The sequence below is a fragment of the Anseongella ginsenosidimutans genome (assembly GCF_008033235.1).
In the GTDB taxonomy this organism is placed as follows: domain Bacteria; phylum Bacteroidota; class Bacteroidia; order Sphingobacteriales; family Sphingobacteriaceae; genus Anseongella; species Anseongella ginsenosidimutans.
In genome coordinates this window covers 2,697,269-2,721,489 of record NZ_CP042432.1, presented here as the reverse complement: position 1 = coordinate 2,721,489, position 24,221 = coordinate 2,697,269, and the positions used below count along the sequence as shown (strand labels likewise).

The following is a 24,221-nucleotide window of genomic DNA, read 5'->3' as shown; positions in this document are numbered from 1 at the left end:
ATATAAGATTCCCCGCCGGAATCAGGACGATCCCGGGCGCTGCGCGCCCGGGATCCCAAAAATCACTCTGAGCGAGTACGCCACCACGAGATTTTGGCGCATCCGCACGCAGCGACTTTTGATTTTCAGGGCGGATGCGCAGCAACCGGGATCCTGAAAATCAGCCTGAGCGAGTACGCCACCACGAGATTTTGGCGCATCCGCACGCAGCGACTTTTGATTTTCAGGGCGGGTGCGAAGCAACCGGGATCCTGAAAATCAGCCTGAGCGAGTACGGATGCGCCAAAATCTTTTATATTTACCCCCATGAATCCCAAAACCCCAAAAGAGTCCCTTACCATCATGAACGAGCTGGTATTGCCAAACGATACCAATATGCTAAGCAATCTCATGGGCGGGCGCCTGCTGCACCTGATGGACATCGCCGCCGCCATTTGCGGACAGCGGCATAGTAACAAAGTGGTAGTTACCGCATCCGTTGACAATGTCTCCTTTTCACAACCCATTAAAATGGGCGACCTGGTAATCATCCAGGCCCAGGTAACGCGCGCTTTTACCACCTCCCTGGAAATACGACTGGATGTTTGGGCCGAGCATATTCCGAGCGGAAAAAAAGTAAAAAGTAATGAAGCCTACTATACGTTCGTGGCTGTAGATGAAAACAACCGGCCGGTACGGGTACCGGAGGTACGTCCCGAAACTGAAGAAGAACAAAACTTATATGACGGAGCCCTGCGGCGCCGCCAGCTTCGCCTGATCCTGGCCGGAAAAATGAAACCCGATGAAGCCACTGAACTTAAAGCCTTGTTTGTACCGAAATAGTTTAACGTTCAAGGTTTAACGTTCAAGGTTCAAGGTTTAAAGTTTGTAGTCTATAGTTTTTAGTTTCTAGTTTGTAGTTCTTAGAAACAGTTATAGACGAAGGTTCCTAGTTTAGCTTCCCGTTTCTTAGAAAGTCAATCTAGCTTTCTAGTTCTCAAGAAGCGTTCAAAGCCAAAAGTTTCAGATTTAAGGTCAAAACGAGCGCTTCACCTCTGAATTACAAGCTATAAACCTTAGACTGTTGCGAAGAAACTTCTAATTACAAACTTTGAACTAAAAACTTTAAACCTTAAACTGTTGCGAAGCAACTATTGCGAAAGCAACAGAATCCGGTCGAATTCTTCTTTTTTTAAGGGCATTACGGAGAGGCGGCCCTGGCGGACGAGGGCGATGTCCTGCAATTGTTCATCCGTCTTGATCAGATCAAGCCCGACAGGCTTTTTTAGTGGCTTTACGGGAGCGATATCCACTACTACCCACCGCGTATCGTCGGTAGTGGGGTCCTGGTAGGCTTCTTTGACTACTTTAGCGATGCCCACGATTTCTTTTCCTTCGTTGCTGTGGTAAAAGAATACCTGGTCGCCTTTTTTCATGGCCTGCAGGTTGTTGCGGGCCTGGTAGTTTCGGACGCCGTCCCAGAAGGTGCGTTTGTCTTTAAGTAATTGTTCCCAGGGATATTTGAATGGTTCGGATTTAACCAGCCAGTACTGCATTGGTTTGTGTAGTATTTTAGGTTGTTTCGGAATTATAGATAAGCGCGTTGGTTTTTGCCTTCTACGTAATACATAAAGGCCCTGTTTACCACCCGGTTTCCTCCGGGGGTCGGGTAGTCGCCTGAGAAATACCAGTCGCCGGCATTCAGCGGGCAGGCCTTATGGAGGCCGTCCAGCGTTTGGTAGATCACCTCTAATTCAGCGTTCAGATCCGGAGGAGTAACAATGCTGGTGATCTGCCGGGAAATCTCTTCGTAACTGAACTGATCGTACAACTCTTTCACGTAATTCGTGATTGCGGACCGCGGGAGTTCATCCTGTGTCTTGCATTTTTCATATACCCGTTCTACCAGTTCATCGTCCGCCAGGGACATCATAGCCTGGAAAGCGACGAATTCGCCCATCCTGGACATATCAATGCCGTAACAGTCGGGGTAACGGATCTGGGGGGCCGAGGAAACAATAATGATCTTGCGCGGCTCCAGCCGGTCAAGCATCCGTAGAATGCTTTGGCGGAGGGTAGTTCCCCGGACAATGGAATCATCCAGCACCACGATGGTGTCCACACCAGGCTCAACCACCCCGTAGGTAACATCATAGGTATGATTTACCAATTCGTTCCGGTCCGAATCCTGGGTAATAAAGGTCCGTAATTTCGTGTCTTTGATCGGGATCTTTTCAATGCGGGCAGACATGTTAAGGATCTCATCGATCTGCTGCGCGCTCAGTTCGGCCGCATTCTTCAGCTTTCGCTTCTGTGTATCCCGGATGTATTCCTTGATCCCTTCCTTCATCCCGTAAAAGGCCACTTCCGCCGTATTGGGAATGTAGGAAAAAACCGTATGCTTCAGGTCATGGCCCACGGCGTCCAGCACCTGGGGTACCAGCAGCTTACCAAGCATCTTCCGCTCCTGGTAAATTTCCGTATCGCTTCCCTTTGAGAAATAAATACGTTCAAAAGAACAGGATTTGCGTTCCAGCGGCTCGCGGATCTGCTTCTCTGTAATGCTGCCGTTTTTCTTGATGATGAGTGCGTGTCCGGGCTTTACTTCATGCAGATCTTGAAATTTTACATTGAAGGCTGCCTGGATGGCCGGCCGTTCAGAGGCCACTACCACTATTTCGTCGTCCTGGTAGTAGTAAGCCGGCCGAATGCCGGAAGGGTCACGAAGCACAAAGGCATCGCCATGCCCGAACATTCCCTGAATGGAATAGCCCCCGTCGAAATCCTTTGCCGAGCGGCGGAGAATTTCGGCAACGTCCATATGTTCGGCAATGAGTTTCGAAATAGTAGGATTATCGTAGCCCTTCGTCTTGAAATGGTCGAATAAAGCCTGGTTTTCCACATCGAGGAAATGGCCTATCTTTTCCAGCACCGTTACGGTGTCCGCTTTTTCTTTGGGATGCTGCCCCAGTTCGTACAAGGTTTCCAGCAGCTCATCCACGTTGGTCATATTAAAATTCCCGGAAAGCACCAGGTTGCGGGTCATCCAGTTGTTCTGGCGCAGGAAGGGATGGCACTTTTCAATGCTGTTCTTTCCATGCGTGCCGTACCGGAGATGCCCCATCAGCACCTCGCCGATAAACGCCACGTTATTTTTCAGCCAGTCGCAATCATTCATCAGGTTAGGGTCAAGCGCCCTTACGCCGTCAAACTTTTTGCGAACATATTCAAAAATGTCGGTAACCGCCCGCGGGGCCATGGAGCGGTAGCGGCTGATATACCGCTGGCCGGGAGGCATGTCCAGTTTAATAGTCGCAATACCTGCACCATCCTGCCCCCGGTTGTACTGCTTTTCCATCAGAAGATACAGCTTATTCAACCCGTATAATGCTGTTCCGTATTTCTGGTGGTAGTAATCAAGGGGTCGCAGCAAGCGGATCAGGGCTATTCCGCATTCGTGTTTTATCTGCTCACTCATTCGCGCTATCTAAAATGCAAAGTTATGAATTTCTTAACGGTATAACATCCTTTTGCTGAGAAAGTTTATCCTTAAAAGTACCGCATTACCGCCTCCGGGAAAATGCCCAGGATTACGGTCAGTACGGTAAGCGTGACAATGACCAGCTTAAGCAGCAGGTGCTGCCGGGCCATGACTACGATGCCCTCGTTTTTTCGCAAGAAAAGGTTAAGCGGTATCTTCAGGTAATAGAACAAGGCGACGACTGTATTGACCGCGCCCGCTATCAGCATCAGGATAAACAGGACGTTTCCATTTACAGTATACCCTTCATAGGCGGCCGAGAACATGAGGAATTTGGCAACAAAACCGCCCGCGGGCGGGATACCGATCAGGCTCATCAACAGGACCACGAAACAAACCGACACTACCGGCATCTTAAATCCAAGGCCTTTGTAGGAGTTCACGTTTTCGCTATGCAGAATACCCGCCAGGAGGCCAATGATCACGAAGGCGCCGATATTGGCCAGGGTATAGATCACCAGGTAGTAAAACACCGCCTTTTCGCCGGTTTGAGAAAAAGCCGCTAATCCCATCAGGAGGAAACCGGAGTGGCCAATGGAGGAATACGCCAGCATACGCTTCAGGTTGTCCTGCCAGAGTGCCTGAAAATTGCCGATGGTCATGGTGATTATCGAAAATACGGCCAGCCAGGTTTCCCAATCAAAGCCGTAAGTCGCGTGCATAAACTGGATAAGAATGCCCGCCCCGGCGGCTTTTGGCAGCGTCGATAAAAAGGCCAGCACAGAATTGGTGCTGCCTTCATACACATCAGGCACCCAGAAATGCAAGGGAAACATAGACAGCTTGAAACCAAAACCTGCCAGTGTGGTAAAAACGGCCATGCTTACTGCAAGGGGGGCAGCGGAAGCAAGGCTGGCGGCAAAGTCGCTATTCAGCTGAAGGGTCCCTGTTAAGCCGTACAGCAGCGAGATGCCGTATAACATGACCGCGGAACACACCGCGCCGAAAAGGACGTACTTCATAGCGCTTTCGGCAGGAAGCCGTTCGCGGGTCGTATACCCGACAAGGATATAAGAACAGATCGACACCATTTCGATGGAAAGGAAAACCATGAGCAGGTTACCGGCCATTACCATAAGATTCAGGCCCAGCAGCACAGCAGCTAATAAAGAAAAATAGTCGCCCCAGCCTTTTTCATTATGCCGTATCGGGAAATCACGGACGCCGAAGGCAATGATAAAGAGCATGCCCAGGCCGAAGAGTACTTTTAATAAAAGGGAAAATGTAGTAAGGTGAAGCATTCCCCCGAAAAAAACCTCACCGGCATGTTCAAACTGCGGCAGGGTAAGCAAAGTGATTATCAGAATTCCCGCGAAAGCGATCAGCGGAGAGCTGTTCTTGAACTTTTTCCCCAAGAACAGGTCAATAAGGATAAGCAAAAGAAACAACACTCCCAGCAGCAGTTCAGGCAGGAAGAAGCTAAGGCTGCCCAGCACTTCTTCCACGCTTTTATTGATATAGGGAAGCAATTCCTTCATTCGACTAATATTGAAGGGTATTAAGCTGCTGCAGGCCGGTTTCATAAAGCTCCTGTACCATAGCGGCCAGGGTAGCGTTACTGAGATCAAAAAAGAGCGAGGGGAAAATTCCCAGCGTCAGAGAAAGCAGCGCCATCGGCAGCAGCAAAGCCCATTCCGAGGGCCGCAGGTCGGCCAGCTGTGTACTCCATGCCGGACCGCCCTTGAAACGGGTGGTGCCAAAGAACATGCGTTGAAGCGTCCAGAGGAAATAAGCGGCGCTCAGCAATATTCCCAGGGATCCCGCGATAGCCATCCAGCGGGGAAGCAGGTCATTCACACTTTCGGAATTAAACGTCCCGATCAGGGTAAAGGCTTCAGCGATAAAAGCGGAAAAACCGGGAAGCCCCAGGGAGGCGAAAAAAGCGATCATCACAAAGGCGGTGTAACTAGGCATATGCGTTGCCAATCCCCTGAAATTAGGTATAAAGCGGTCGTGTACCCGGTTATAGATCACGCCCACCAGGAAGAACAGCATGGTGGAAAGAATACCGTGGCTCACCATCTGCAGCACCGCGCCCGAGGTACCTTCCGTGGTAAAGGAGGCGAAACCCAACAGTACAAATCCCATATGCGACACCGAAGAATAGGCGATCATCTTTTTCAGGTCCTTCATTGCCAATGCATTCAGGGCACCGTACAAAATAGAGATCACGCCCAGCATCCCGATAAACCAGCTGAAATGCACGGCCGCGTCCGGAAATATGCCAAAGCAGAGCCTCAGGATACCATAGCCTCCTATCTTCAGGAGAAGGCCGGCAAGGATAATGGAAATGGGAGTCGGCGCTTCCACGTGGGCATCAGGCAGCCAGGTGTGAAAAGGTACCACCGGCACCTTAATGGCAAAGGCGATAAAAATAACGGCAAATCCAAGCAGACGGGCAGGCACTCCAAGAATAGTATGTACGGCATCCGGGCTGAAAACGGCCCCTTCTACAAAATTGGCCGCGTTCATCATGTGCAGCATATTGAAGGTATAGGCGCCGCTCACAGGATCCTTTACCGAAAAGTACAGCCCCACGATCACCAACAGCATGAATACCGAACCAAAAAGCGTATACAGGAAGAATTTAAGCGCCGCATATTCTCGTCGCGGCCCGCCCCACATGCCTATCAGAAAGTAAAGAGGAAGCAGCATGAGTTCGTAAAACACGTAAAACAGGAAAAAATCAAGCGCGCAGAACACGCCCATAATCGCCGCATCCATTAAAAGGAACAGGGTAAAATAGCCTTTCAGGTTATCCTTGATCTCCCAGGATGAAATGGCGGCCGCCACCATGACAATGGCCGAAAGAATGAGCAAGGGGGCGCTTAGACCGTCTATCCCAAGGAAATAATCGATCTCCAGCTTTCCCAGGTTGCCCAGGCTAAGATGGATCCAGGGGATCTTTTCCACGAACTGGAATTGATCCGCCCCTGCCGCCTGCCGGTCAAAACCCATATAAATAATACAGGCAATCCCTGCCTGCAAAAGAGCTGTTCCCAGGGTAATATAGCGGTACCATTCCCTGAATCGCGCCGGCAACAGCAAAATCAGCACAAGGAATACTACGGGCAAAAATATAATGATCGAAAGCCAGTTCATTTATCCAATACTATCTTGATAAGGTATAAAATCATTAAACCGAAAACCGCCAGGGCCATATACTGCTGTACCCGCCCTGTCTGAAAGCCGCGGAAAAAATCGCCCAGCGAGCGGGCCCTGCCGCCGATGGCGTTCACCAGGCCATCCACAATCACTTTATCCAGCCAGGCTGCCACTTTAGATAAGCTTCTGACCAGGCGTTCCAGCAAGTGCAAAAAGCCGTCAACAAGTTTTTTATCGATCGCCTGCATACTGTTTCCCAGCCAAAGGACGGGCCTCACAAAAATAGCGTTATAAACGGGATCCAGGTACCAGCCGCGGGAAAGAAAGTTCTCCAGGCCGCTTTCCTTCTCCCGGAATTGAGCCTTCATGGAAAATCCGCGGAAAGCAGTATACAATACCGCCGGAAGCCCCACCAGGGCAAGCAGCAACAGCCCCCAGGTAATAATTCCGGGAACACCCTGAAGAAGGGCGGCCGTATTGTTTGCAGAAAAAGCTCCCGCAAGCGCAATATCCGACGTACTGAAGGGATTCAGCGAAAACCAGATAAACAAGGTAAATACGCCCAGCACCGCCATAGGGATTTTCATTTTTAAATTACCCTCCTTCACATGCGCAAGGGCCGGGGTACGGCTCTTACCCATAAACACCAGGCTCCACTGCCGCCCGATGTACCAGGCGGTAAGCAGGGAAGTGGCCACCGCAGAAAGCGGGATCAGCAACCAAAACCCGCCTTTTTCAAGGGCCCATCCGAAGGATCCCAGCAGGATCATTTCCTTGGAAAGAAAGCCGGAGAAAAATGGAAGCCCTGCCAGCGCCGCGGCAGCGAGGGTATATACCCAGAACGTCAGCGGCATTTCCCTTCGCAAACCTCCCATGATCCGCATATCCTGCTCGCCAATCTCCAGGTTATGATGATGTTTCACCTCGTGGATATGGTGGATCACCGCACCCGCTCCTAAAAAGAGCAGGCATTTAAAAAAAGCGTGCGTCACCAGGTGGAAGATCGCTGCCTCGTAATGGCCGGTACCTATCCCCAGCATCATAAAACCGAGCTGGGAAATGGTGGAATAGGCAAGCACTTTTTTAATATCGAATTGAACAAGCGCGACAGTTGCTGCCAGGAAAGCGGTAAACGTACCCGCTACCGCAATTACGTCCAGCAATTCTCCCGGGAATAACGGGAACATCCTGGCCAGCAAAAACACCCCGGCCGCCACCATGGTAGCCGCATGAATGAGCGAAGAAACCGAGGTAGGCCCTTCCATCGCATCAGGCAGCCAGGTATGCAGCGGGAATTGCGCCGATTTCGCAAAAGCGGCAAGCGTCAGGCCGGCAGCGGCAATATAGATCCTGACGTCTGCTGTGCCGGAAATAGCTCCGGCAGCATCTGCTGTATCTGAAAGCGGGAGCGCGGCAGCAGCCTGCCTCAGTGCGTCTCCGATCTGCTGGTTCAGGGCCTGGATATCAAATGTGCCCGCGAGGCTGAACAGGGACATTAGCGCGACTAGAAAGCCGATATCCCCCAGCCTGTTAATAATAAAAGATTTTTGACTGGCCAGCGCAGCCTTTGGCCGTTCAAACCAAAACCCGATCATCAGGTAAGAAGCCACACCCACCAGCTCCCAGCACATATAAGTGATCAGCAGGTTGCCTGACAATACCAGCCCCAGCATAGAAAAAACAAAAAGGCTAAGATAAGGCCAGTAACGATGGTACCTAGGGTCGCCCTTCATGTAGGCCATCGAGTAAATATGCACCAGCAGCGAAATAAACGTCACCAGGCCCAGCATCAATACCGAAAGGTTATCCAGGGTAATCCCGGCTTCTATCGTAGTATTGCCGATCCTGAACCATTCGAGCTTGAACAGAAGCGATGTATGGGGAGCATCACTTTGAAAAACACCCATGAAAACCAGCAAAGCAGCAACAAATGACAGCCCCGTAAGGCCGGTAGCAAGCCAGTCGCCTTTGCCGGGAAGCCTCTTTCCGGAAACGGAAAGCAGGATAAATGATAAAAGAGGCAATAGCAACGCGGCTAGTGCAAAAAACAAGAGCGAACTGTTCGCTGAAGCAAAAGTTGTCAATGCTGCCTCCCCTGTTAGTATTTCATATCTTTGATCTTATCCGGATCAATGGTCTTGTATTGCGAATACACATTAATAATGATCGCCAGCGCCACCGCCACGGTAGCCGCCGCCAAAACAATGGCGAATATAGCAAACACCTGCCCTTCGTTGTCCATCCTGTCGTACATGCCGAAAGCTACCAGGTTAAGAATAGCGGCGTTCAGCATGAATTCGATGCCAATCAGCACCAGCACGGCGTTTTTCCGTGATAGTACGGTGTAAAGGCCAATGCTGAAGAGCAGTGCGCCGACTATCAGGAAATGGGACAATGGGATCATTGATCGTTTTCTGTTTCTGTTGTTTACTTCAAATTTGCTACCGTACTGCTTTTATTCACTGTCCGGCTTTTCCAGCGCGCTAATCCGGTCCTGCAGTACGGGCCCGCTAAAATTGCCGGCCTATTTTCGTCCGCGGGCCAGGTAGGCGGCTCCTATCAGGGCGGCCAGCAACAGGACGGATATTACCTCGAAGGGTAACAGGTACCTGGTCATTAAATTAATGCCGACGTTTTCTACCATGTTCTCCTTGCCGGTGACACGGTTCCCGGCTGCGGAAGCTTCGTTGAGCCACTGCAGGCCGGACCAGTCAACGGTGACAGCCACCTGGAGCAAAACTGCTAATACGCCCAGCGCAAGCAATATTGAGGGAAGAGAACGAGCCCTGAAAAGGCGGGGGCCGGTTTTTTCTTCCTTCCGGATCACTTCCAGCAGTTGCTTATCGGTCAGCATCAGGGCAAAGATCATCAGTACCACCACGCCGCCGGCATACACCAATATCTGGGTTACGGCAACAAAGTCAGCCAGCGCAAAAATATAAAGTCCGGCCAGGGCGAATAACACCCCGAAAAAACAGAATATCGCCCGCGCTATATCCCTGCTGACAGCCACGTAAAGGGCGGCCGAAAGCATAATAGCAGCAAGGATATAAAAAATGACTGTCAAGGCGTATTATCCGTTTTAGGTTTTTTGCTTTCTTCCAGCATGCGCCTTTTTTCAGCTGCCTCTTCCGGCGACATTTCTGAGAACCGGTAGGTTAATTCATGCATATTGGCCACGCTTTTATCGTATGTATCGGTCATGATAATGCATTCCGTAGGACATACGGTCGTGCATAAGCCGCAGTACATGCACTTTGCCATGTCAATATCGAAACGGGCTGCATGAAGCCTTTTTTTGGTGCCGTCAGAGGTAATTCCAATATCTTCCACCGCCTTGATCGCATCTATTTCAATGCAATCCACCGGGCATATTTTTGCGCAGAGGTCGCAAACAATACAATCGTCGATTTCCACATGCAGCTGGTACCGGCCCGTCTCGGGTACGGGTATCTTTTCCCTCGGATACTGGATCGTTACCAGTCCTTCCTGCTGTTTAAAGTAATTATCTTCGGCTACCCCTTGCGGCTTCCGCTGCTTTCCCGCCTGGAATGCATGGCCCAGCGTCACCTTTAACCCTTTCCAGGCGGTGATCAGCGAATTCCATATGTCATTCCGCTCTTTCAACTTATTCTTTCTCCTGTTTATTATTCTTTTCTCCTGTTAATTCATTACGAGCAGCTGTCTAATTCATGACGAGCAATCGCCAAAGGCCGGAAATAAAGAGGCAAAGGAATGCCGCCGGTATCAGTACCTTCCAGCAGAAACTCATGAGCTGATCTACCCGGAGCCGGGGCAGCGTCCAGCGGATCCACATTTGCGCCAGCACCAGGCCGAACGATTTTAAGATTAACCAAAAAACGCCCCAAATGTTCCCTGTTGTCCAGTTGGCCAGTTCCAGCCCGCCGATATTCGGCAAAGGCGTATTCCAGCCGCCCAGGAACAGGATGGCCGCAAGCATGGATACCAGGAGCATCATGGCATATTCGGCCAGGAAAATGAGTCCGAATCGAATTCCCCCATACTCAACGTGAAAGCCGGCTACCAGTTCGGATTCCGCTTCCGGGATATCAAAAGGCGCCCGGTTACATTCGGCCAGCGAAGCAATAAAATAGATCAGGAAAGCCAGCAGCAAATGAGGCGCCCTGAAAATATTCCAGGCCAGCAAACCGCCCGTTTCGGAAACATCCCAAAAGCCCAGGAACTCGACGGTCCCGGCCGAGAGGATACCCTGTTGCAGGTTGATCTCCTGCAGGTTCAGGGTTTGGGAGATCATCAGCACCGAAACAATGGCCACGCCGGCTGGAATTTCGTAGGAAACGATCTGGGCCACCGAACGCATGGACCCCAGCAGCGCGTACTTATTGCCGGAAGCCCAGCCAGCCATCAGGATACCCACCACTTCCACCGCCAGCACGGCAATGATGTAAAACACGCCGATATTTGCCGCGGAACCGATAATATCCGGTGCAAAAGGCATGGCCGCAAACCCCATGAACACAGAAACGAAAATGATCAGCGGCGCCGCCACAAAAAGGATCTTGTCCGCAGCGGTTGGTGTAATATTTTCCTTCTGAAGTAATTTGGTGATATCCGCAATTGTTTGAAAAAGCCCGTATTTGCCGGTTTCCATTGGCCCGTAACGATCCTGGATAAAGGCAGACACCTTGCGTTCAGCGTACACGGCATATAGTGCATACACTACGGTAAACAGCAGCACACAAAGCGCGACAAGGATGTAAGCCGAAAAAAACTCCATTCAACGTTATTTAGAAACGTTACAAACTTACGGAACGCTTCCGTAAAATCTAGCGATTTAGTAGAGAATTAATAACGCTTATCCAATGGCCTTAACACCAGGCAGTTCCTTGCCTTCCATGTATTCCAGCAAAGCGCCGCCTCCTGTGGAAACATAGCTCACATCATCGTCCATATTGAATTTCGCGATACAAGCTGCTGAATCCCCGCCGCCTATAAGGGAGAACGCCCCGTTACGGGTTGCCTCCACAATAGCTTCGGCTACCTGCCGGCTTCCGTCAGTAAAATTATCGAACTCGAAAACGCCCATAGGCCCGTTCCAAAGGATTGTTTTCGACCCGCGGATCACGTCCTTGAATGTTTTAATACTCTCCGGCCCTATGTCAAGCCCTTCCCAACCATCGGGGATATCGCTGTTACTCGCATAACGGGTATTGGCATCGTTCGAAAAGTCGTCCGCGATCTTGCAGTCTACCGGCAAAACCAGGTTAACGCCTTTTTCCTTTGCTTTAGCTACCAGCTCCCTGGCCAGGTCCAGCTTATCGGCTTCACAAATAGACTTACCAATATTGCCCCCGAAGGCCTTCGAAAACGTATAGGCCATGCCGCCGCCGATGATCAGGTTATCCACTTTGTCAAGCAGGCTTTCGATCAGCAGGATCTTGTCGGAAACTTTTGCCCCGCCCATAATGGCCGTAAGCGGACGCTCCGGGCTGTTCAGCACCTTTTCGGCGTTTTTAAGCTCAGCCGCCATCAGGTAGCCAAACATCCTGGCTTCCGGAAAGAACTTAGCCACCACCGTTGTGGAAGCATGGGCCCGGTGCGCGGTGCCGAATGCATCGTTTACATAAACATCGCCATGGCGGGAAAGCTTTTCCGCGAAGCCTTCATCCCCCTTCTCTTCCTCCTTATAAAAACGAAGGTTCTCCAGCAGCAGCACATCGCCCGGCTGCAATCCGGCCGACAATTCAAAGGCTTCCTCGCCCACACAGTCGGAAGCGAACTTCACATTCCTGTTCAGGGTTTCCGAAAGATGCTTCACAATATGCTTCAGGGAAAATTTTTCCGAAGGCTGCCCCTTGGGCCGCCCCAGGTGCGACATCAATACGATGGATCCGCCGTCGTTCAATATCTTTTCGATGGTAGGCAAAGCAGCCACGATGCGGTTATCGTCCGTTATCTCATTCTGCTCGTTCAAAGGCACGTTAAAATCAACGCGTACCAGGGCTCGTTTCCCTGCGAAGTCATATTGTTCCACTGTTTTCATATGTCCTATTTTATTATTTCATTTTTTCAACCAGGTCGGCCAAACGGGCGGAATACCCGGATTCGTTGTCATACCAGCCTACCACCTTAACCATATCGCCCACAATAGAGGTGAGCTGCGCGTCAAAGATACAAGAATGCGGGTTACCCAGGATATCCACGGAAACAATCGGATCTTCCGTGTACTCCAGGATACCCTTCAGCTCCGTTTCCGCCGCTTCCCTGAAAGCAAGATTGATCTCTTCCACGCTGGCATCCTTTTCCAGCCGGCAGGTAAAATCCGTCAGCGAACCATTCAGTACAGGTACGCGGATCCCGGCCCCGCCGAGCTTCCCTTCCAGCTTCGGGAATACCGAAGTGATGGCTTTCGCCGCCCCCGTAGTGGTGGGTATCATGGAAGTGGCCGCCGCCCGGGCCCTGCGCAAGTCGCGGTGCGGCCGGTCATGCAGGCTTTGATCGCCCGTATAGGAGTGGACGGTGGTTATATAGCCGCTTTTCACCCCCCAGCGCTCGTCCAGCACCTTAATCAGCATGGCCACATTATTCGTCGTACAGGAAGCATTGGAAATAACAGGCATATCCCGGCTAAGCGCTTCATCATTTACCCCCAGTACCACCGTAGGCACGGACTTATCCTTGGGAGGGGCCGAAAGCAGCACTCGTCCCGCTCCTGCCCGGAGATGCTTCTGCGCATCCTGCGGATCAGTAAACTTCCCCGTCGATTCAATTACCACGTCAATTTCCAGCTCCTTCCAGGGAAGCTGCAAGGGATTCGCCTCCGAATAAACCCGGATCACCTCTTCTTTGCCGTCGCGCCGGGCAATATACAGATGTCGTTCATCGTGCCGCACCTCTCCATCAAAGCGGCCATGTACCGAATCATACTTGAATAAATGCGCAAGGGTCCCGGTATCCGTAAGATCATTGATCGCCGCAACCCTTATTCCATCCCGGCGAAGCAGTTCCCTAAGGACCATTCGCCCTATTCTACCGAAGCCATTTATAGCAATCTTCACCTTGATTTCGATTTAACTATACCAGGCGCCGGTGTTTTTCCGCCCGGCTCCCTTCACGCCGCCAAATTTATACTATAAAGTCTAGTGTGGCAAAAATAATTCCGCGCCGCCAAGCCTGGTTGTTGGCGCCCCTCAAAACCCTTGATTCGTTATTTTTTAAAAATATTTTTTGTGAATTCGATTTTATGCTATCTTTGCAGCCCAGTCAGCAACGGGTTTTAGACCGGCTCAGAACCGATCCCCAACCCAAGGCTGGAACGCCAAATGGCCCATTCGTCTATCGGTTAGGACGCCAGATTTTCATTCTGGAAAGAGGGGTTCGATTCCCCTATGGGCTACGGACCCGCTTTACAATGCGTAGAGCGGGTTTTGTTTTTTACAGAATCTAGATCTGGCTTAGAAACATTTAACGCAGATTTTAGTTCAATTCCTCTTAGGTTGACTTCATTGAAAAGTTCAAATTGTTAAAAATACTGGGCTTTGACCGCTCTCAAATCGCATTTGACCTTTGTGCGGATTTTGCTCGACATGGTAATAGTGCGCTGACAATCAACTAAAAACCTTATAAAACTACTAAAACCCGTTTCAAAGCGCCTATTTTGTTCGGTTGGAATGGCTTTTTTTACGCGCGGCCCCTTGCGGGGCCAAAGTGATGTTTTAAAATGCAGCAGAGCTTTTTGTGATATTCGCAGGATTATCTATTTTACAAGGTACATTTTGAAGACAGTCTGGAATGCAGTTTTTCTTTTAACAATTAAACTTTTATCACCGATGAAATATCCTATTAGACACGTTAATCACTCACTTGAAGATACCTCAGCAGCTTTTTTTCGACACCATTTACCGGCTGATTTGAACGTCAATTCCGTGGATAAAGATTACGGTCAGGATTTGCATAAGTGATGCTGATCGCTCTTTCTACCTAGAATGTATCAGTACGGATGGCTTTTCTGATGAGCAAAAGGCCCTGAGGAATACGGAACATTTATTCTACGACCTTCTCGACGAAATGAAATGTCCGAATTTTTATTTAAGCTTAAAACGAGTTTTGTTTAAAGGCAAAAAAACTTCGGCATTTTCCAAGGCTCGTAAAGAGTTACAGAAATTGGTCGATCTCATCAATCCCGATGATGTTAATATGGAAAAAGTCCGAGACTTCAGCTCTCTACCCGCATTTCAGCATTTAGACCCTGACTTTCAACTAGAGATAAACCTGATCCCCAAACCGGAACGTAGCCGAATTGATGACCAGCGAAATATCGGTGTTTTTGAAACTCAGACGCGGGTTGGCGGCTTTGGTAACGTTTTACACGATGCGATTAAGCGCAAAGCCGCCAGATATGGGAAAGTTGGAAAACCGTTTATGCTTGCGATAATGCATTGACAGAATCTCCAATAGATGAATATGACATAGAAGATGCTTTATATGATCATTTAACCGATTATCTTCCAAGAACACTAAGTGGCACTAAAGCGCTCCCACAACAAACTGAAAGTGCATTTTTTACCCACGGTTGCCGGGTGAGAAATCGCAGTAACAAATTTATAGTGAAAGCCTCAGATCATTTACCTGCTAAACGTTTCAAATCTTTGATGAAACGGTTCGAGATTTTCCCATTGGGGCTACGGATTTCCGCCCTCACGCTGTCTTGAGGGCTTCTTTATTAAAATGGATAGCCCTGTGGGCTGAAAAGGCTAAATGGAGTGTCAATCCAAATTAAAATTTGAAATAAGTCTGGAGCAAGCATAGTCAGCTGCCAACCGCCGCAAATCCTTGAGAAAATTTCGGAAATATTTCCCACCTTATCGTAATAACGCTTTAAGCTCATCTGCTTCTGGCAATACCTTTTTCAGCGTTTTAGGCAGGTTACGGGTCAGACTGTATTCGGCTACCCCAATTGGTTTGTTTGAAACACGCAAGGCATATTCCACTTCAAGGTGGTCTTTCTCGGCACAGAGGAGGATGCCGATAGAGGGGTTTTCATGAGGCTGCCTTATCGTGTCGTCCAGAATTTCAAGGTAATAATTCAACTGTGCAGCATGGGCCGGTTCAAATTTCCCCGCCTTCAATTCCACGGCTATCATACATTGAAGATGCCTGTGATAAAAAAGTAGATCTATATAATATTCATTCTTTCCCAACTTAATTTTGTACTGGTTGCCCATATAAGCAAACCCATAGCCCAACGCCAATAATACATCACGGATATGTTCAATCATTTTATTTTCCAGTTCACGTTCCCTCACGGGTTCCGCCAGGCCCAAAAACTCAAGGCTGTACTCGCTCTTAAGAGTTTCTTCTGCCTGCTCAACCAATTGGACGGGCAGTGTTGTAGAAAAATTATGTTGTTTGCCTTCTTTTAAGGCCGCGCTATAACTGTCTGCTTTAATGAAGTTCATAAGCACATTTCTGCTCCATCCATTGCGTGCCGATTCCCGGATGTAGAAGGCGGCTTCTTCAATATCCGTTGTTTTATTCAATATAAGCAAATTATGACCCCAAGGAATTTCTGCGACAACTTGTCGCAGTTTTTTGTGAGGGGCATATTGGCTGTAAAACCGGCGCATGTCCCAAAGGTTCCTGGCAGAAAAACCGCTTCTCCGTGGGAACTCGGCCTGCAGGTCTTTGGATAGTTGTTCAACAACAGATTTGCCCCACCCATACTTTTTCTGTCTTTGAACAATTTTTTCGCCAACAACAAAATAGCGATTGATTAGTTCCGCGTTGAGGGCACGCGCGACTTGTATCCTGCCTTCTTCAAATTCTTGTTTTATTTCAGAAAGCAGCTCCTGATAATGATTGCCAAAATCCAGTTTCATTTCCAAGTAAGATGTGGTTTCAAGATGTATGCGCTGCTAAGTTAACCATTTATTTTAAACGACTCATTGTTTAAAGCAAAAGGGATTACAGACTCTTAAACATATTATAGCCTTCTCCCTTTTCTACGTTTCTTCAACTCTTGATTTTGCTCCCCATAGATAAGCTCATCACTGTTTTTCACACGTTCGACAAGCTCCGGTAGGTCGGTAAGGGGTTCGATAAATTTCCCCTTGCCGCTACGAGACAACATTTAAAAGCCTGCAAATGAACTGTTGGCAGGCTTTTTTGTTGGTGTCAAATCGCCGGATTTTTTAGGGTTTCGCATAAAAACTATCAGGGAGGACCTGTTCCCGTTTATTTACGCATTACCGTATATAGCAAACCGGCCGAACTCTCCACCGGAAGGGAATGCGATCCAAAACAATGGAATTCACGGTCCGGACGCATGAGCGGAACCCGGGAAGCCGCCAAATCCTTTAACGCCTACCTGGATATTCTGCTGGCAAAGGTACAGGACACCCATCGTTCCCTCCTTGAAGGCAACGCGGAAATCACGGCACAGAACATCAAAAACAAGCTTACCGGAAAAGCTGGAAAAGCCCGTTTATTGCTCGAACTATTCCAAGAGTACAACCGGAAAATAAGGGCCTTGATCGGTAACGGCTTTGAAGAAAGCACCTTAAAAGGATATCGTACCACCCTCAATCATTTAAACAGTTTCCTGCAATGGAAATATCATGTCTCCGATATTGATATCAACCGGCTTGATCACGAGTTTATCACCGATTTTGAGTTCTTGCGCAGTGAGGTCAAGATTGGAGCGAACGCCGCGGCCAAATACATCAAAAATTTAAAGAAAGTCGTTAATGATTGTCTGGCCAAAGGGTGGCTTCGGCTCAACCCCTTTCTCCGTTATCGCTCCAAAGCCAAACCAACCGAACGGGTGTTTTTAACCAAAAGCGAACTAGAAGCAATCGCATCCAAAATTCTGTACCGAGCGACTCGCCCAGGTACGGGACATCTTTTTATTCTGCTGTTATACGGGACTGGTCTACGTGGACCGAATTCCACTTTTACCGGCGGCGTTGACCATTATTGGCCGTTATGCCGACCATCCTCAATGCGTTCATCAGGACAAGGTGCTGCCCGTTCTCAGTAATCAAAAAATGAATGCTTACCTGAAAGAAATTGCCGATGTCTGCGATATTACCAAGCTTCTTACCTTTCATGCTGCCCGGCATACTTTCGCGACCACTGTTGCGCTTACTAACGGCGTACCTATCGAAACCGTCTCCAAAATGTTGGGGCATACCAATCTGAAAACCACTCAGCATTACGCTTAGATACTGGATATGAAAGTGAGTGAGGACATGCGACTGCTGAAACAAAAATTTACCGTTTGAAAAGACCGGCGAAGCATCTGCTTATTGAAATACATGCCCGGGGAGGTCGCCCGCCGCGCAGGCGAAAAATTGTTCCATGTACCGTTTATTCAGACCTTAATGATTTTACCGGATTCGCCAAGGCGGCTTTTACCGAATGAAAGCTCACCGTCAGCAAAGCAATCACCGCTGCCAGCAGCCCGGCCAGGGCGAACATCCACCAGCCGAGATCGATCCTGTAGGCAAAATTCTGCAGCCAGCGGTTCATGACATACCAGGCAATAGGCGAAGCGATGAGGATGGCGATCAACACCAGGCGGATAAAATCCCCGGACAACAAGCCTACCACATTACTGACACTCGCCCCCATTACCTTACGGATGCCGATTTCTTTCAATCTTCTTTCGGCAGTGAAGGAGACCAAGCCAAACAATCCCAGACAGGAAATCAGAACGGCGAGTCCGGCAAAGTATTTAGATAAGGCAGCTGTACGATTTTCCGCTTCGTACAGTGCTTGATACTGTGCATCCATAAATTTGTAATCGAGTACAAACCCCGGATTAAATTCCTGATAAAATTCCTGCAGCTGCTCAATGGTTTCTCGTTCCCTCCCCGCTTCAATTTTGGCCATGATGTAGTCTGTATGCTGAGGCAATAGTCTGATCAATATAGGTTTCACTGCTTCATGGAACGATGCAATATGGAAGTTTTTGGCCACTCCCAGAATCTGCTTATCATTGCCCCAAAGATTAATCACTTTACCAACCGGCTCCTGAAGTCCCATCACATCCCTGGCCGCTTCATTTACAATGAGTTTGGATTTGTCGGTACCGAAGTCTCTGGAAAAACTTCGTCCTGCTACCATTTCAATACCCAGGGTTTCAATCAGGTCGTAGTTCACTTGTACGGTCTCAAATGAGATAACATCATCTGGATTTTTCCCTTCCCACTGCACACCGGTGGTAGCTCCGTAGCTGCCTATTAAACGGCTATTAGAGCTGGAGGCATTGACGATACCCGGTATGTTTTTAACGGCTGACAGGAAGGTTTCGGGGTTTTCTTCTACCTTTCCTTCCATGTCAAAAATAATGAGATTGTCTTTGTCGTAACCAATGTTTTTGGCCTGTATAAATTCTATTTGTTTATAAACCACCAAAACGGCCACGATCAGTATAACCGATAGTGTAAACTGAAAAACCACCAATCCTTTTCTTACCCACACTTCCCCCACAGAAGCTTTGAATTTTCCGGGTACAGCTCCGCCTTTCAGAATCGATACCGGATTAAAGCCGGAAAGGTATAAGGCCGGGTAGCCGCCCGCGATGATCCCTGTAAACAAGGTGAGGGCTAAAACCGATACAATAAGATTGATATCAAGATTCACGGTCAGATGCTTTCCGGTAATCTGGTTGAACTGGGGAAGGAAAAGTAAAACGAGTAAGAGGGCTGTGGTGAGTGATAAAAAAGCCATCAATACCGACTCTCCCAGATATTGAAAAACCAACGCTTTCCGGCCGGCCCCTATGGCCTTCTTTATACCCACTTCCTTTAACCGCTGGGTGGCTTTGGCCGTGGATAAGTTCATGAAATTAATGCAGGCAATGATGAGGATGAAGATGGCAATGACAGAGAACAATTTGACGTATGCTATTCTGCCTCCTGCCTGTATGCCATTCTCATATTTGCCATACAGATAACCATCTGAAAAAGGCCTGGTAAATAAAGTTGAATTTGCATAACCTGCAGTTTTGTTTTTAAGAAAATCAGCGATTTTATGATTGAACTGATCAGGGTTTGTGCCTTGCTTCAGCATGACGTAGGTAACAGGCCCGGAGTGTCCCCAATCTGCAAACCGTGGGTGTTTTTCCTGAAAAAACGCAAAAGACAATACAAAGTCGAATTGCTCGGTGGAGTTGGGAGGCGTCCCCTCAAAAACCCCGGAAATGAGGAACTGCTGCTCGTGTTGAAATTCAATAACTTTCCCTATGATATTATCAGAGGTATTAAATAATTTTAAGGCCAGTACTTCGGATATTACAATGGAATTTTTATCCGCCAACACCTGGCTTTCATCTCCCCGGATCAGATGATAGGAGAACATATTGAAATAATCCTTTCCGGCATACCGTCCCGTTGCCTTGACATTTTTATTCCCGGCAGAAAGTGTAAATTTCTCGAACCACCAGACAGGCGTAGCGGTGGTAGCATATTCCACTTCCGGCATTTCTTCTGCCAGTGCTTCAGCCAGAATACCATCCGTTTCAGGCGTCGTATTAATGGATTCAGCGTAATGTTCGTTTTCCATCACCTGGAAAAGCCGGCTGTCTTTCTCATTGAACTTGTCCACATGGAGTTCATCATACACCCACAGGTAAATCAATAAAGCACAGGCCAGTCCGGTTGATAGCCCGGCCAGATTGATAAAAAAGGCCCCCTTAAACCGTTTAAAGTTTCTATAGATTAGGATCAGGTTGTAACGAAACATAGCTTTTGGTTTTATTCGGATCTGAGGCTCTTCACCGGATTCATCAGCGCAGCTTTTATCGACTGGAAGCCAACAGTCAGTAAGGCTATGGCGATAGCCAGTAGTCCGGCCGCGGCAAACATCCACCAGCTGATTCCGATCCGGTAGGCAAAGTCTTGCAGCCAACCGTTCATGAAGTACCAGGCCAAGGGGGTGAAGGAATGGTCGGCATACAGCGCCTGCCCTTCGACTAACTTCCGCCCATCATACTGGATGATCTTTTCTTTAGCCGGCCTCACTTGCGTATTTTCCACAACCTCCTCATAATCATCGTTCAATGCTTTTCCAATAGCAGAATAGGGGATCGTGCCATGCTGGATAAGCTTGCCCTCCTGGTAGCGGTCGTTGACCACCCGGTAAGTATCCCCTGCGTTCACGTGGAACCGGTCGTAGCTAAGCTCAAACCTGCGTATTGCAGGATCAGCAGGCAAGCCGCTATACCAACGGTCAAACCACCGATATTGATCAAGGCAATCGCCCGATGTTTCCACAGATTCCGCCAGGCGATTTTGAAATAGCTTTTTAACATACCCTTCAAAATGCACAATAACGCTGCCATATCTGCAAGGGGCTTTATATGACTTCTCAATGCCCATTGCTTTTTGAAAATGTCCGATTCCGGACATCACGCGTCCGGGTCTGAACATTTTTACGTGAGTTGACCGTCCTAAATAGCTTAAAGACATGGCTAACGATTACCTGCACGTGCATCTGCTCGCCTTCCGGTGTTTATGATGTGTCGATGATTTTGACATATTTGTATATCAACTCTTTGGGGAGCAAGCACAAATTTCTATAGGCATCTCGATGGCAATATCTGTAGAGTTTCCTACTTCCGCAGAAGCACCTGTTACTTCTGCTTGGCTCCCTTCCGTGAAGGATATACCATAAATATTGGCGCATCGAGGCTCGAGATTGAGTTTTCAATACCCCTGCGATATATTCAAGATTCCCTAACTCTCCATGTGAGCGCTCATGCAGGTAGTAACCGTGTTGCTCTCGGAATTTTTGGGCATGAAAGTAGGGCAAAACGTGTTCCTGAATAAACTGTAGCAACGGTAAACCTTTCCTGCATAGAATAATCTGTTCCGGAATCGGTTTTATACAGCAATGACCGTCCTCGAAAACATGCCAGTCGCTGTTATGTGGCAAGCGCCCACCAACTTCGAATACTCCAGGGAACCATGTAGAAGAATCATCGGACGCAACAACCTTGACTTGGTATTGGTCATAGATATCTCCCGCAGTATTTTCCAACTCAAGGGCGCCTGAAAGTTGGGGCGGTTCATTTTCCGGAATAATGAGTTCGAGTTTCGAAAAATGAGTTAATATCTCTTGGCTCTCTCCTATGAACCTTTCCCAACTCGTGTTCATTTTGCCCACGGATTGGATGTAGCAGCCCCAATCGCTGCACTGCACGCCTTATGGTTTTCGTCCTTGTCTTCGCCTAATGGGAACCTGTATCCAAAGTGCTTGCGCCAAAGCCGGCTTGCACGGAGGGGGTTGGTCTCCCGTATCGCTTTGTCCGCATCAACAATGAAGTCGTCCAGAGCTGAAAGAAATTTGTTTTTACGTTCCTCATCATAGTCCGCAAACAGGTCGTCATAGGGCACCGCTGGCACGATACACTCGAATTTGATGATAAGTACCCTTCTGATCTCTTTCCCAAGGCGCGTTGGAGAAAAAGCACGTATTGCTCGGTAATCTGCGCCTGCGTGTCCAAGACAAGGTCTACCAATTTTGGATTGGGGAATAGCCAATCAAACACGTTCTTGGGTCTCCAGGAGCGTTTGATGATTTGCTTTCCTTGGCCTGTACCGAGCGCCAGCAGAGAAATATCTGCTAATGGTATATCCAATTTGTCGGTGGCTTCAAATATTCCGATCAGTGAGGGGTTATTGGCAAACACACCACCATCAATCATATTAATGTTGGCACCTTCACCAAATTCATTCTTGAATCGAAACGAGTGCGGGGGAAAGTAAACCGGTGCCGAAGCACTCGCCATTGCTGCATGATAAGCCGGCATTTTAAAATCCCTTCGGTATTCTGGATGATGTTTGGTTTTAAGCACATTGATTGCGCCATCGTTTCCGTTAAACGTAGGGATGCACACCTTGGTCAGCAGGTCATTCAAAAGTGGGTCATTGCCGCCGTTTGCTTCCGCGTACACTTCCTTCATCTTTTTCAGCAACTTCTTATTGCTGTAAATTGCATTGACAAAGGCCCGCTCTTTCGTGGAAGGCAACTGAGAATGAATCTCGGGAAGATATTTTTAGCATTTTCTTCGTAAAAATGGGCTAATTTCCGAGCCGGAATCCCAAGTGCAATTCCTATGGCCAATATCGCACCAGTAGAAGTACCGCAGACCAAATCGAAATGCTCGTACAACTTCTTTTGGGGCTCTGTTTTTTTGAGTTCGCCTTCCAGGTCTTCAAGGACTTTGGCAGGGATAAGTCCCCTTATCCCGCCGCCGTCGATGGACAGTATTTTAAACTGTTTCTTTTCTGCCATAGCCTATTTGATATTTGATTTAAGAACCGCCTTAAAGGAGTGGCATTCCCTAATAATCAGTTCAGTTTAGGTTGACAAAAATAATACCTTAGTATATAATCGTAAACTAAATTGATTTTTTCGCAAATGCTTTCAAATGATGCCATTATGCCACCAGATTTACAATGTTAGTTGACGAACACAGAATTATTACTACATTTGTAAATCTTTTAAGAGTTTGATCTGTCTTACATACAAAAGGATGAGTTAATCATGAATCAACTATTTGCAGATCGATTTAAGTCAGCACGACTGCTTAATGGGTATTCTTTGCAAGGCTTGGCCGATGCGATGGGCAACAAAGTCTCCAAACAGGCTTTGCATAAATACGAGAAAGGAGAGGTTATACCTGACAGCGAAAAAATATCTCTATTGAGCGATGTGTTGAATGTACGTCCGGACTATTTTTTCAGGGAGATGAAAGTGGAATTGGGTGCTATCGAATACAGGAAGCTCAAAAAGATGCCAGCCAAGGAGGGACATAAAGTCATCGAGCAGACCCGGGAATGCCTTTCCAGGTATCTCGAGCTGGAAGAGATCTTAGGGATCGCTCAGGAATTCTCCAATCCCCTGAAGGATTTCCCTGAAGTAAGCACCCATGACCAAGTTGACGAGGCTGCTACGAGGCTCCGTACTGAATGGGGGCTCGGTACCGGCCCTATTTTTAACATTCCGGAACTCTTTGAAGACAAACACATCAAAGTCGTTGAAATCGATGCCGATGTCTCGTTTGATGGTATGCAGACTTGGGTTAATGGTGAGACCATACCTGTCATCGCCTACAATAAAAATATAGCGAACAAGCTAGATCGTATTCGTTTCACCCTCTTACACGAATTGGCTCATTTGCTGTTGAAAATTGACAAAAGCCTGACCGATGGACAAAAGGAAAGACTCTGCCACCAGTTTGCGGGAGCCGTACTCTTGCCCAAGAATACTTTACTCGTGGAGCTGGGACAGCGTCGGTCACGCCTTTCGATCAACGAACTGGGAAACATTAAAAAGCAATACGGTATATCCATGCAGGCCTTGGTAATGCGAGCCAATGCGTGTGGCATCGTCAACAGCCACTACACCAGCCAATTTTTCAATCTAATGAAGCAAATGAATTGGCGCAAGGAAGAACCGATTGCCTACGAGGGGGTAGAACGATCAAACCGTTTCGACCAGTTGCTATACCGCGCATTGGCGGAGGAGCTGATTTCGGTCAGCAAAGGAGCAGCTTTGAAGAATATGAAACTCTCCGTTTTCAGGAGTCAATCGCTGATTATGTAGG

Annotated in this window: 21 protein-coding genes and 1 tRNA gene; 6 read left to right on the top strand and 16 right to left on the bottom strand. The window is 48.3% G+C overall.

Features of this window, described 5'->3' with window-relative positions; all coding sequences use genetic code 11:
- The first annotated feature begins 306 nt into the window (after nucleotides 1–306).
- Nucleotides 307–822 carry an acyl-CoA thioesterase gene (locus FRZ59_RS11130; RefSeq protein WP_132129017.1) on the top strand — a complete coding sequence of 172 codons (516 nt, stop codon included), beginning with the start codon at nucleotides 307–309 and terminating at the stop codon, nucleotides 820–822.
- Nucleotides 823–1,130: 308 nt separating this feature from the next.
- On the opposite strand, the gene FRZ59_RS11125 is transcribed toward FRZ59_RS11130, so the two are convergent.
- The 11 genes from FRZ59_RS11125 to gap all read right to left on the bottom strand — a co-directional run bounded on the left by FRZ59_RS11125 (nucleotide 1,131) and on the right by gap (nucleotide 13,665).
- Nucleotides 1,131–1,535, bottom strand: a complete 405-nt coding sequence (locus tag FRZ59_RS11125) for an EVE domain-containing protein (protein ID WP_132129016.1) — start codon at nucleotides 1,533–1,535, stop codon at nucleotides 1,131–1,133.
- Between the two features lie 32 nt (nucleotides 1,536–1,567).
- Nucleotides 1,568–3,457, bottom strand: coding sequence for an amidophosphoribosyltransferase (locus FRZ59_RS11120; RefSeq protein WP_132129015.1), 1,890 nt, complete (start codon nucleotides 3,455–3,457; stop codon nucleotides 1,568–1,570).
- A gap of 71 nt (nucleotides 3,458–3,528) precedes the next feature.
- Nucleotides 3,529–4,998 (bottom strand): NADH-quinone oxidoreductase subunit N, encoded by a 1,470-nt coding sequence (locus FRZ59_RS11115; protein WP_158640612.1) that lies wholly within the window; start codon nucleotides 4,996–4,998, stop codon nucleotides 3,529–3,531.
- A gap of 4 nt (nucleotides 4,999–5,002) precedes the next feature.
- A complete protein-coding gene (locus FRZ59_RS11110) occupies nucleotides 5,003–6,622 on the bottom strand; it encodes a complex I subunit 4 family protein (RefSeq protein WP_132129013.1) in 1,620 nt (539 codons plus the stop codon).
- Nucleotides 6,619–8,676, bottom strand: a complete 2,058-nt coding sequence (gene nuoL, locus FRZ59_RS11105) for an NADH-quinone oxidoreductase subunit L (protein ID WP_225975032.1) — start codon at nucleotides 8,674–8,676, stop codon at nucleotides 6,619–6,621. Before nuoL ends, FRZ59_RS11110 begins: the two co-directional genes overlap by 4 nt.
- Before the next feature lie 47 nt (nucleotides 8,677–8,723).
- Nucleotides 8,724–9,029 (bottom strand): NADH-quinone oxidoreductase subunit NuoK, encoded by a 306-nt coding sequence (gene nuoK, locus FRZ59_RS11100; RefSeq protein ID WP_132129012.1) that lies wholly within the window; start codon nucleotides 9,027–9,029, stop codon nucleotides 8,724–8,726.
- A 120-nt stretch (nucleotides 9,030–9,149) separates the two neighbouring features.
- Nucleotides 9,150–9,692: an NADH-quinone oxidoreductase subunit J family protein gene (locus tag FRZ59_RS11095; protein ID WP_132129011.1), complete on the bottom strand. Its 543-nt coding sequence runs from the start codon at nucleotides 9,690–9,692 to the stop codon at nucleotides 9,150–9,152.
- Nucleotides 9,689–10,252 carry a 4Fe-4S dicluster domain-containing protein gene (locus FRZ59_RS11090; RefSeq protein WP_132129010.1) on the bottom strand — a complete coding sequence of 188 codons (564 nt, stop codon included), beginning with the start codon at nucleotides 10,250–10,252 and terminating at the stop codon, nucleotides 9,689–9,691. The genes FRZ59_RS11095 and FRZ59_RS11090 overlap by 4 nt, the downstream gene beginning before the upstream one ends.
- A 58-nt stretch (nucleotides 10,253–10,310) precedes the next feature.
- A complete protein-coding gene (gene nuoH, locus FRZ59_RS11085) occupies nucleotides 10,311–11,384 on the bottom strand; it encodes an NADH-quinone oxidoreductase subunit NuoH (protein WP_132129009.1) in 1,074 nt (357 codons plus the stop codon).
- Between the two features lie 78 nt (nucleotides 11,385–11,462).
- Complete coding sequence (locus FRZ59_RS11080; protein ID WP_132129008.1) at nucleotides 11,463–12,650, bottom strand: phosphoglycerate kinase; 1,188 nt, start codon at nucleotides 12,648–12,650, stop codon at nucleotides 11,463–11,465.
- 13 nt (nucleotides 12,651–12,663) lie between these two features.
- Complete coding sequence (gene gap / locus FRZ59_RS11075; RefSeq protein WP_132129007.1) at nucleotides 12,664–13,665, bottom strand: type I glyceraldehyde-3-phosphate dehydrogenase; 1,002 nt, start codon at nucleotides 13,663–13,665, stop codon at nucleotides 12,664–12,666.
- A 266-nt stretch (nucleotides 13,666–13,931) separates the two neighbouring features.
- Between gap and FRZ59_RS11070 the strand changes: the two genes are divergently transcribed.
- Both FRZ59_RS11070 and FRZ59_RS11065 read left to right on the top strand, forming a co-directional pair.
- A tRNA-Glu gene (locus FRZ59_RS11070) sits at nucleotides 13,932–14,003 on the top strand.
- 671 nt (nucleotides 14,004–14,674) lie between these two features.
- Nucleotides 14,675–15,049: a hypothetical protein gene (locus FRZ59_RS11065; protein WP_132129006.1), complete on the top strand. Its 375-nt coding sequence runs from the start codon at nucleotides 14,675–14,677 to the stop codon at nucleotides 15,047–15,049.
- Nucleotides 15,050–15,468: 419 nt separating this feature from the next.
- Here FRZ59_RS11065 and FRZ59_RS11060 read toward each other — a convergent pair whose 3' ends face one another.
- The gene (locus FRZ59_RS11060; protein WP_132129247.1) at nucleotides 15,469–16,485 is read right to left on the bottom strand and encodes a PDDEXK nuclease domain-containing protein; all 1,017 of its coding nucleotides are present in this window, start codon (nucleotides 16,483–16,485) and stop codon (nucleotides 15,469–15,471) included.
- A gap of 299 nt (nucleotides 16,486–16,784) precedes the next feature.
- Here FRZ59_RS11060 and FRZ59_RS11055 point away from each other — a divergent pair, with 299 nt between their 5' ends.
- Together FRZ59_RS11055 and FRZ59_RS19780 are read left to right on the top strand one after the other, a co-directional pair.
- The gene (locus tag FRZ59_RS11055; RefSeq protein ID WP_317127731.1) at nucleotides 16,785–17,645 is read left to right on the top strand and encodes a phage integrase SAM-like domain and Arm DNA-binding domain-containing protein; all 861 of its coding nucleotides are present in this window, start codon (nucleotides 16,785–16,787) and stop codon (nucleotides 17,643–17,645) included.
- A 7-nt stretch (nucleotides 17,646–17,652) separates the two neighbouring features.
- Nucleotides 17,653–17,829 (top strand): tyrosine-type recombinase/integrase, encoded by a 177-nt coding sequence (locus tag FRZ59_RS19780; protein ID WP_317127729.1) that lies wholly within the window; start codon nucleotides 17,653–17,655, stop codon nucleotides 17,827–17,829.
- A 145-nt stretch (nucleotides 17,830–17,974) separates the two neighbouring features.
- Here the strand turns inward: FRZ59_RS19780 and FRZ59_RS11050 are convergent, their stop codons facing one another.
- From FRZ59_RS11050 to FRZ59_RS11035, 4 genes are all read right to left on the bottom strand, one after another.
- Nucleotides 17,975–20,353 (bottom strand): ABC transporter permease, encoded by a 2,379-nt coding sequence (locus tag FRZ59_RS11050; protein WP_132129005.1) that lies wholly within the window; start codon nucleotides 20,351–20,353, stop codon nucleotides 17,975–17,977.
- 11 nt (nucleotides 20,354–20,364) lie between these two features.
- On the bottom strand, nucleotides 20,365–21,039 hold the full coding sequence (locus FRZ59_RS19095) for a hypothetical protein (protein ID WP_225975031.1): 675 nt from the start codon (nucleotides 21,037–21,039) through the stop codon (nucleotides 20,365–20,367).
- Nucleotides 21,040–21,839: 800 nt separating this feature from the next.
- Nucleotides 21,840–22,586: a patatin-like phospholipase family protein gene (locus FRZ59_RS11040; protein WP_349290786.1), complete on the bottom strand. Its 747-nt coding sequence runs from the start codon at nucleotides 22,584–22,586 to the stop codon at nucleotides 21,840–21,842.
- Nucleotides 22,580–22,906: a patatin-like phospholipase family protein gene (locus FRZ59_RS11035; RefSeq protein WP_132129003.1), complete on the bottom strand. Its 327-nt coding sequence runs from the start codon at nucleotides 22,904–22,906 to the stop codon at nucleotides 22,580–22,582. The genes FRZ59_RS11040 and FRZ59_RS11035 overlap by 7 nt, the downstream gene beginning before the upstream one ends.
- A gap of 252 nt (nucleotides 22,907–23,158) precedes the next feature.
- Between FRZ59_RS11035 and FRZ59_RS11030 the strand changes: the two genes are divergently transcribed.
- Nucleotides 23,159–24,220, top strand: a complete 1,062-nt coding sequence (locus tag FRZ59_RS11030; RefSeq protein ID WP_132129002.1) for a helix-turn-helix domain-containing protein — start codon at nucleotides 23,159–23,161, stop codon at nucleotides 24,218–24,220.
- Nucleotide 24,221: the final 1 nt, after the last annotated feature.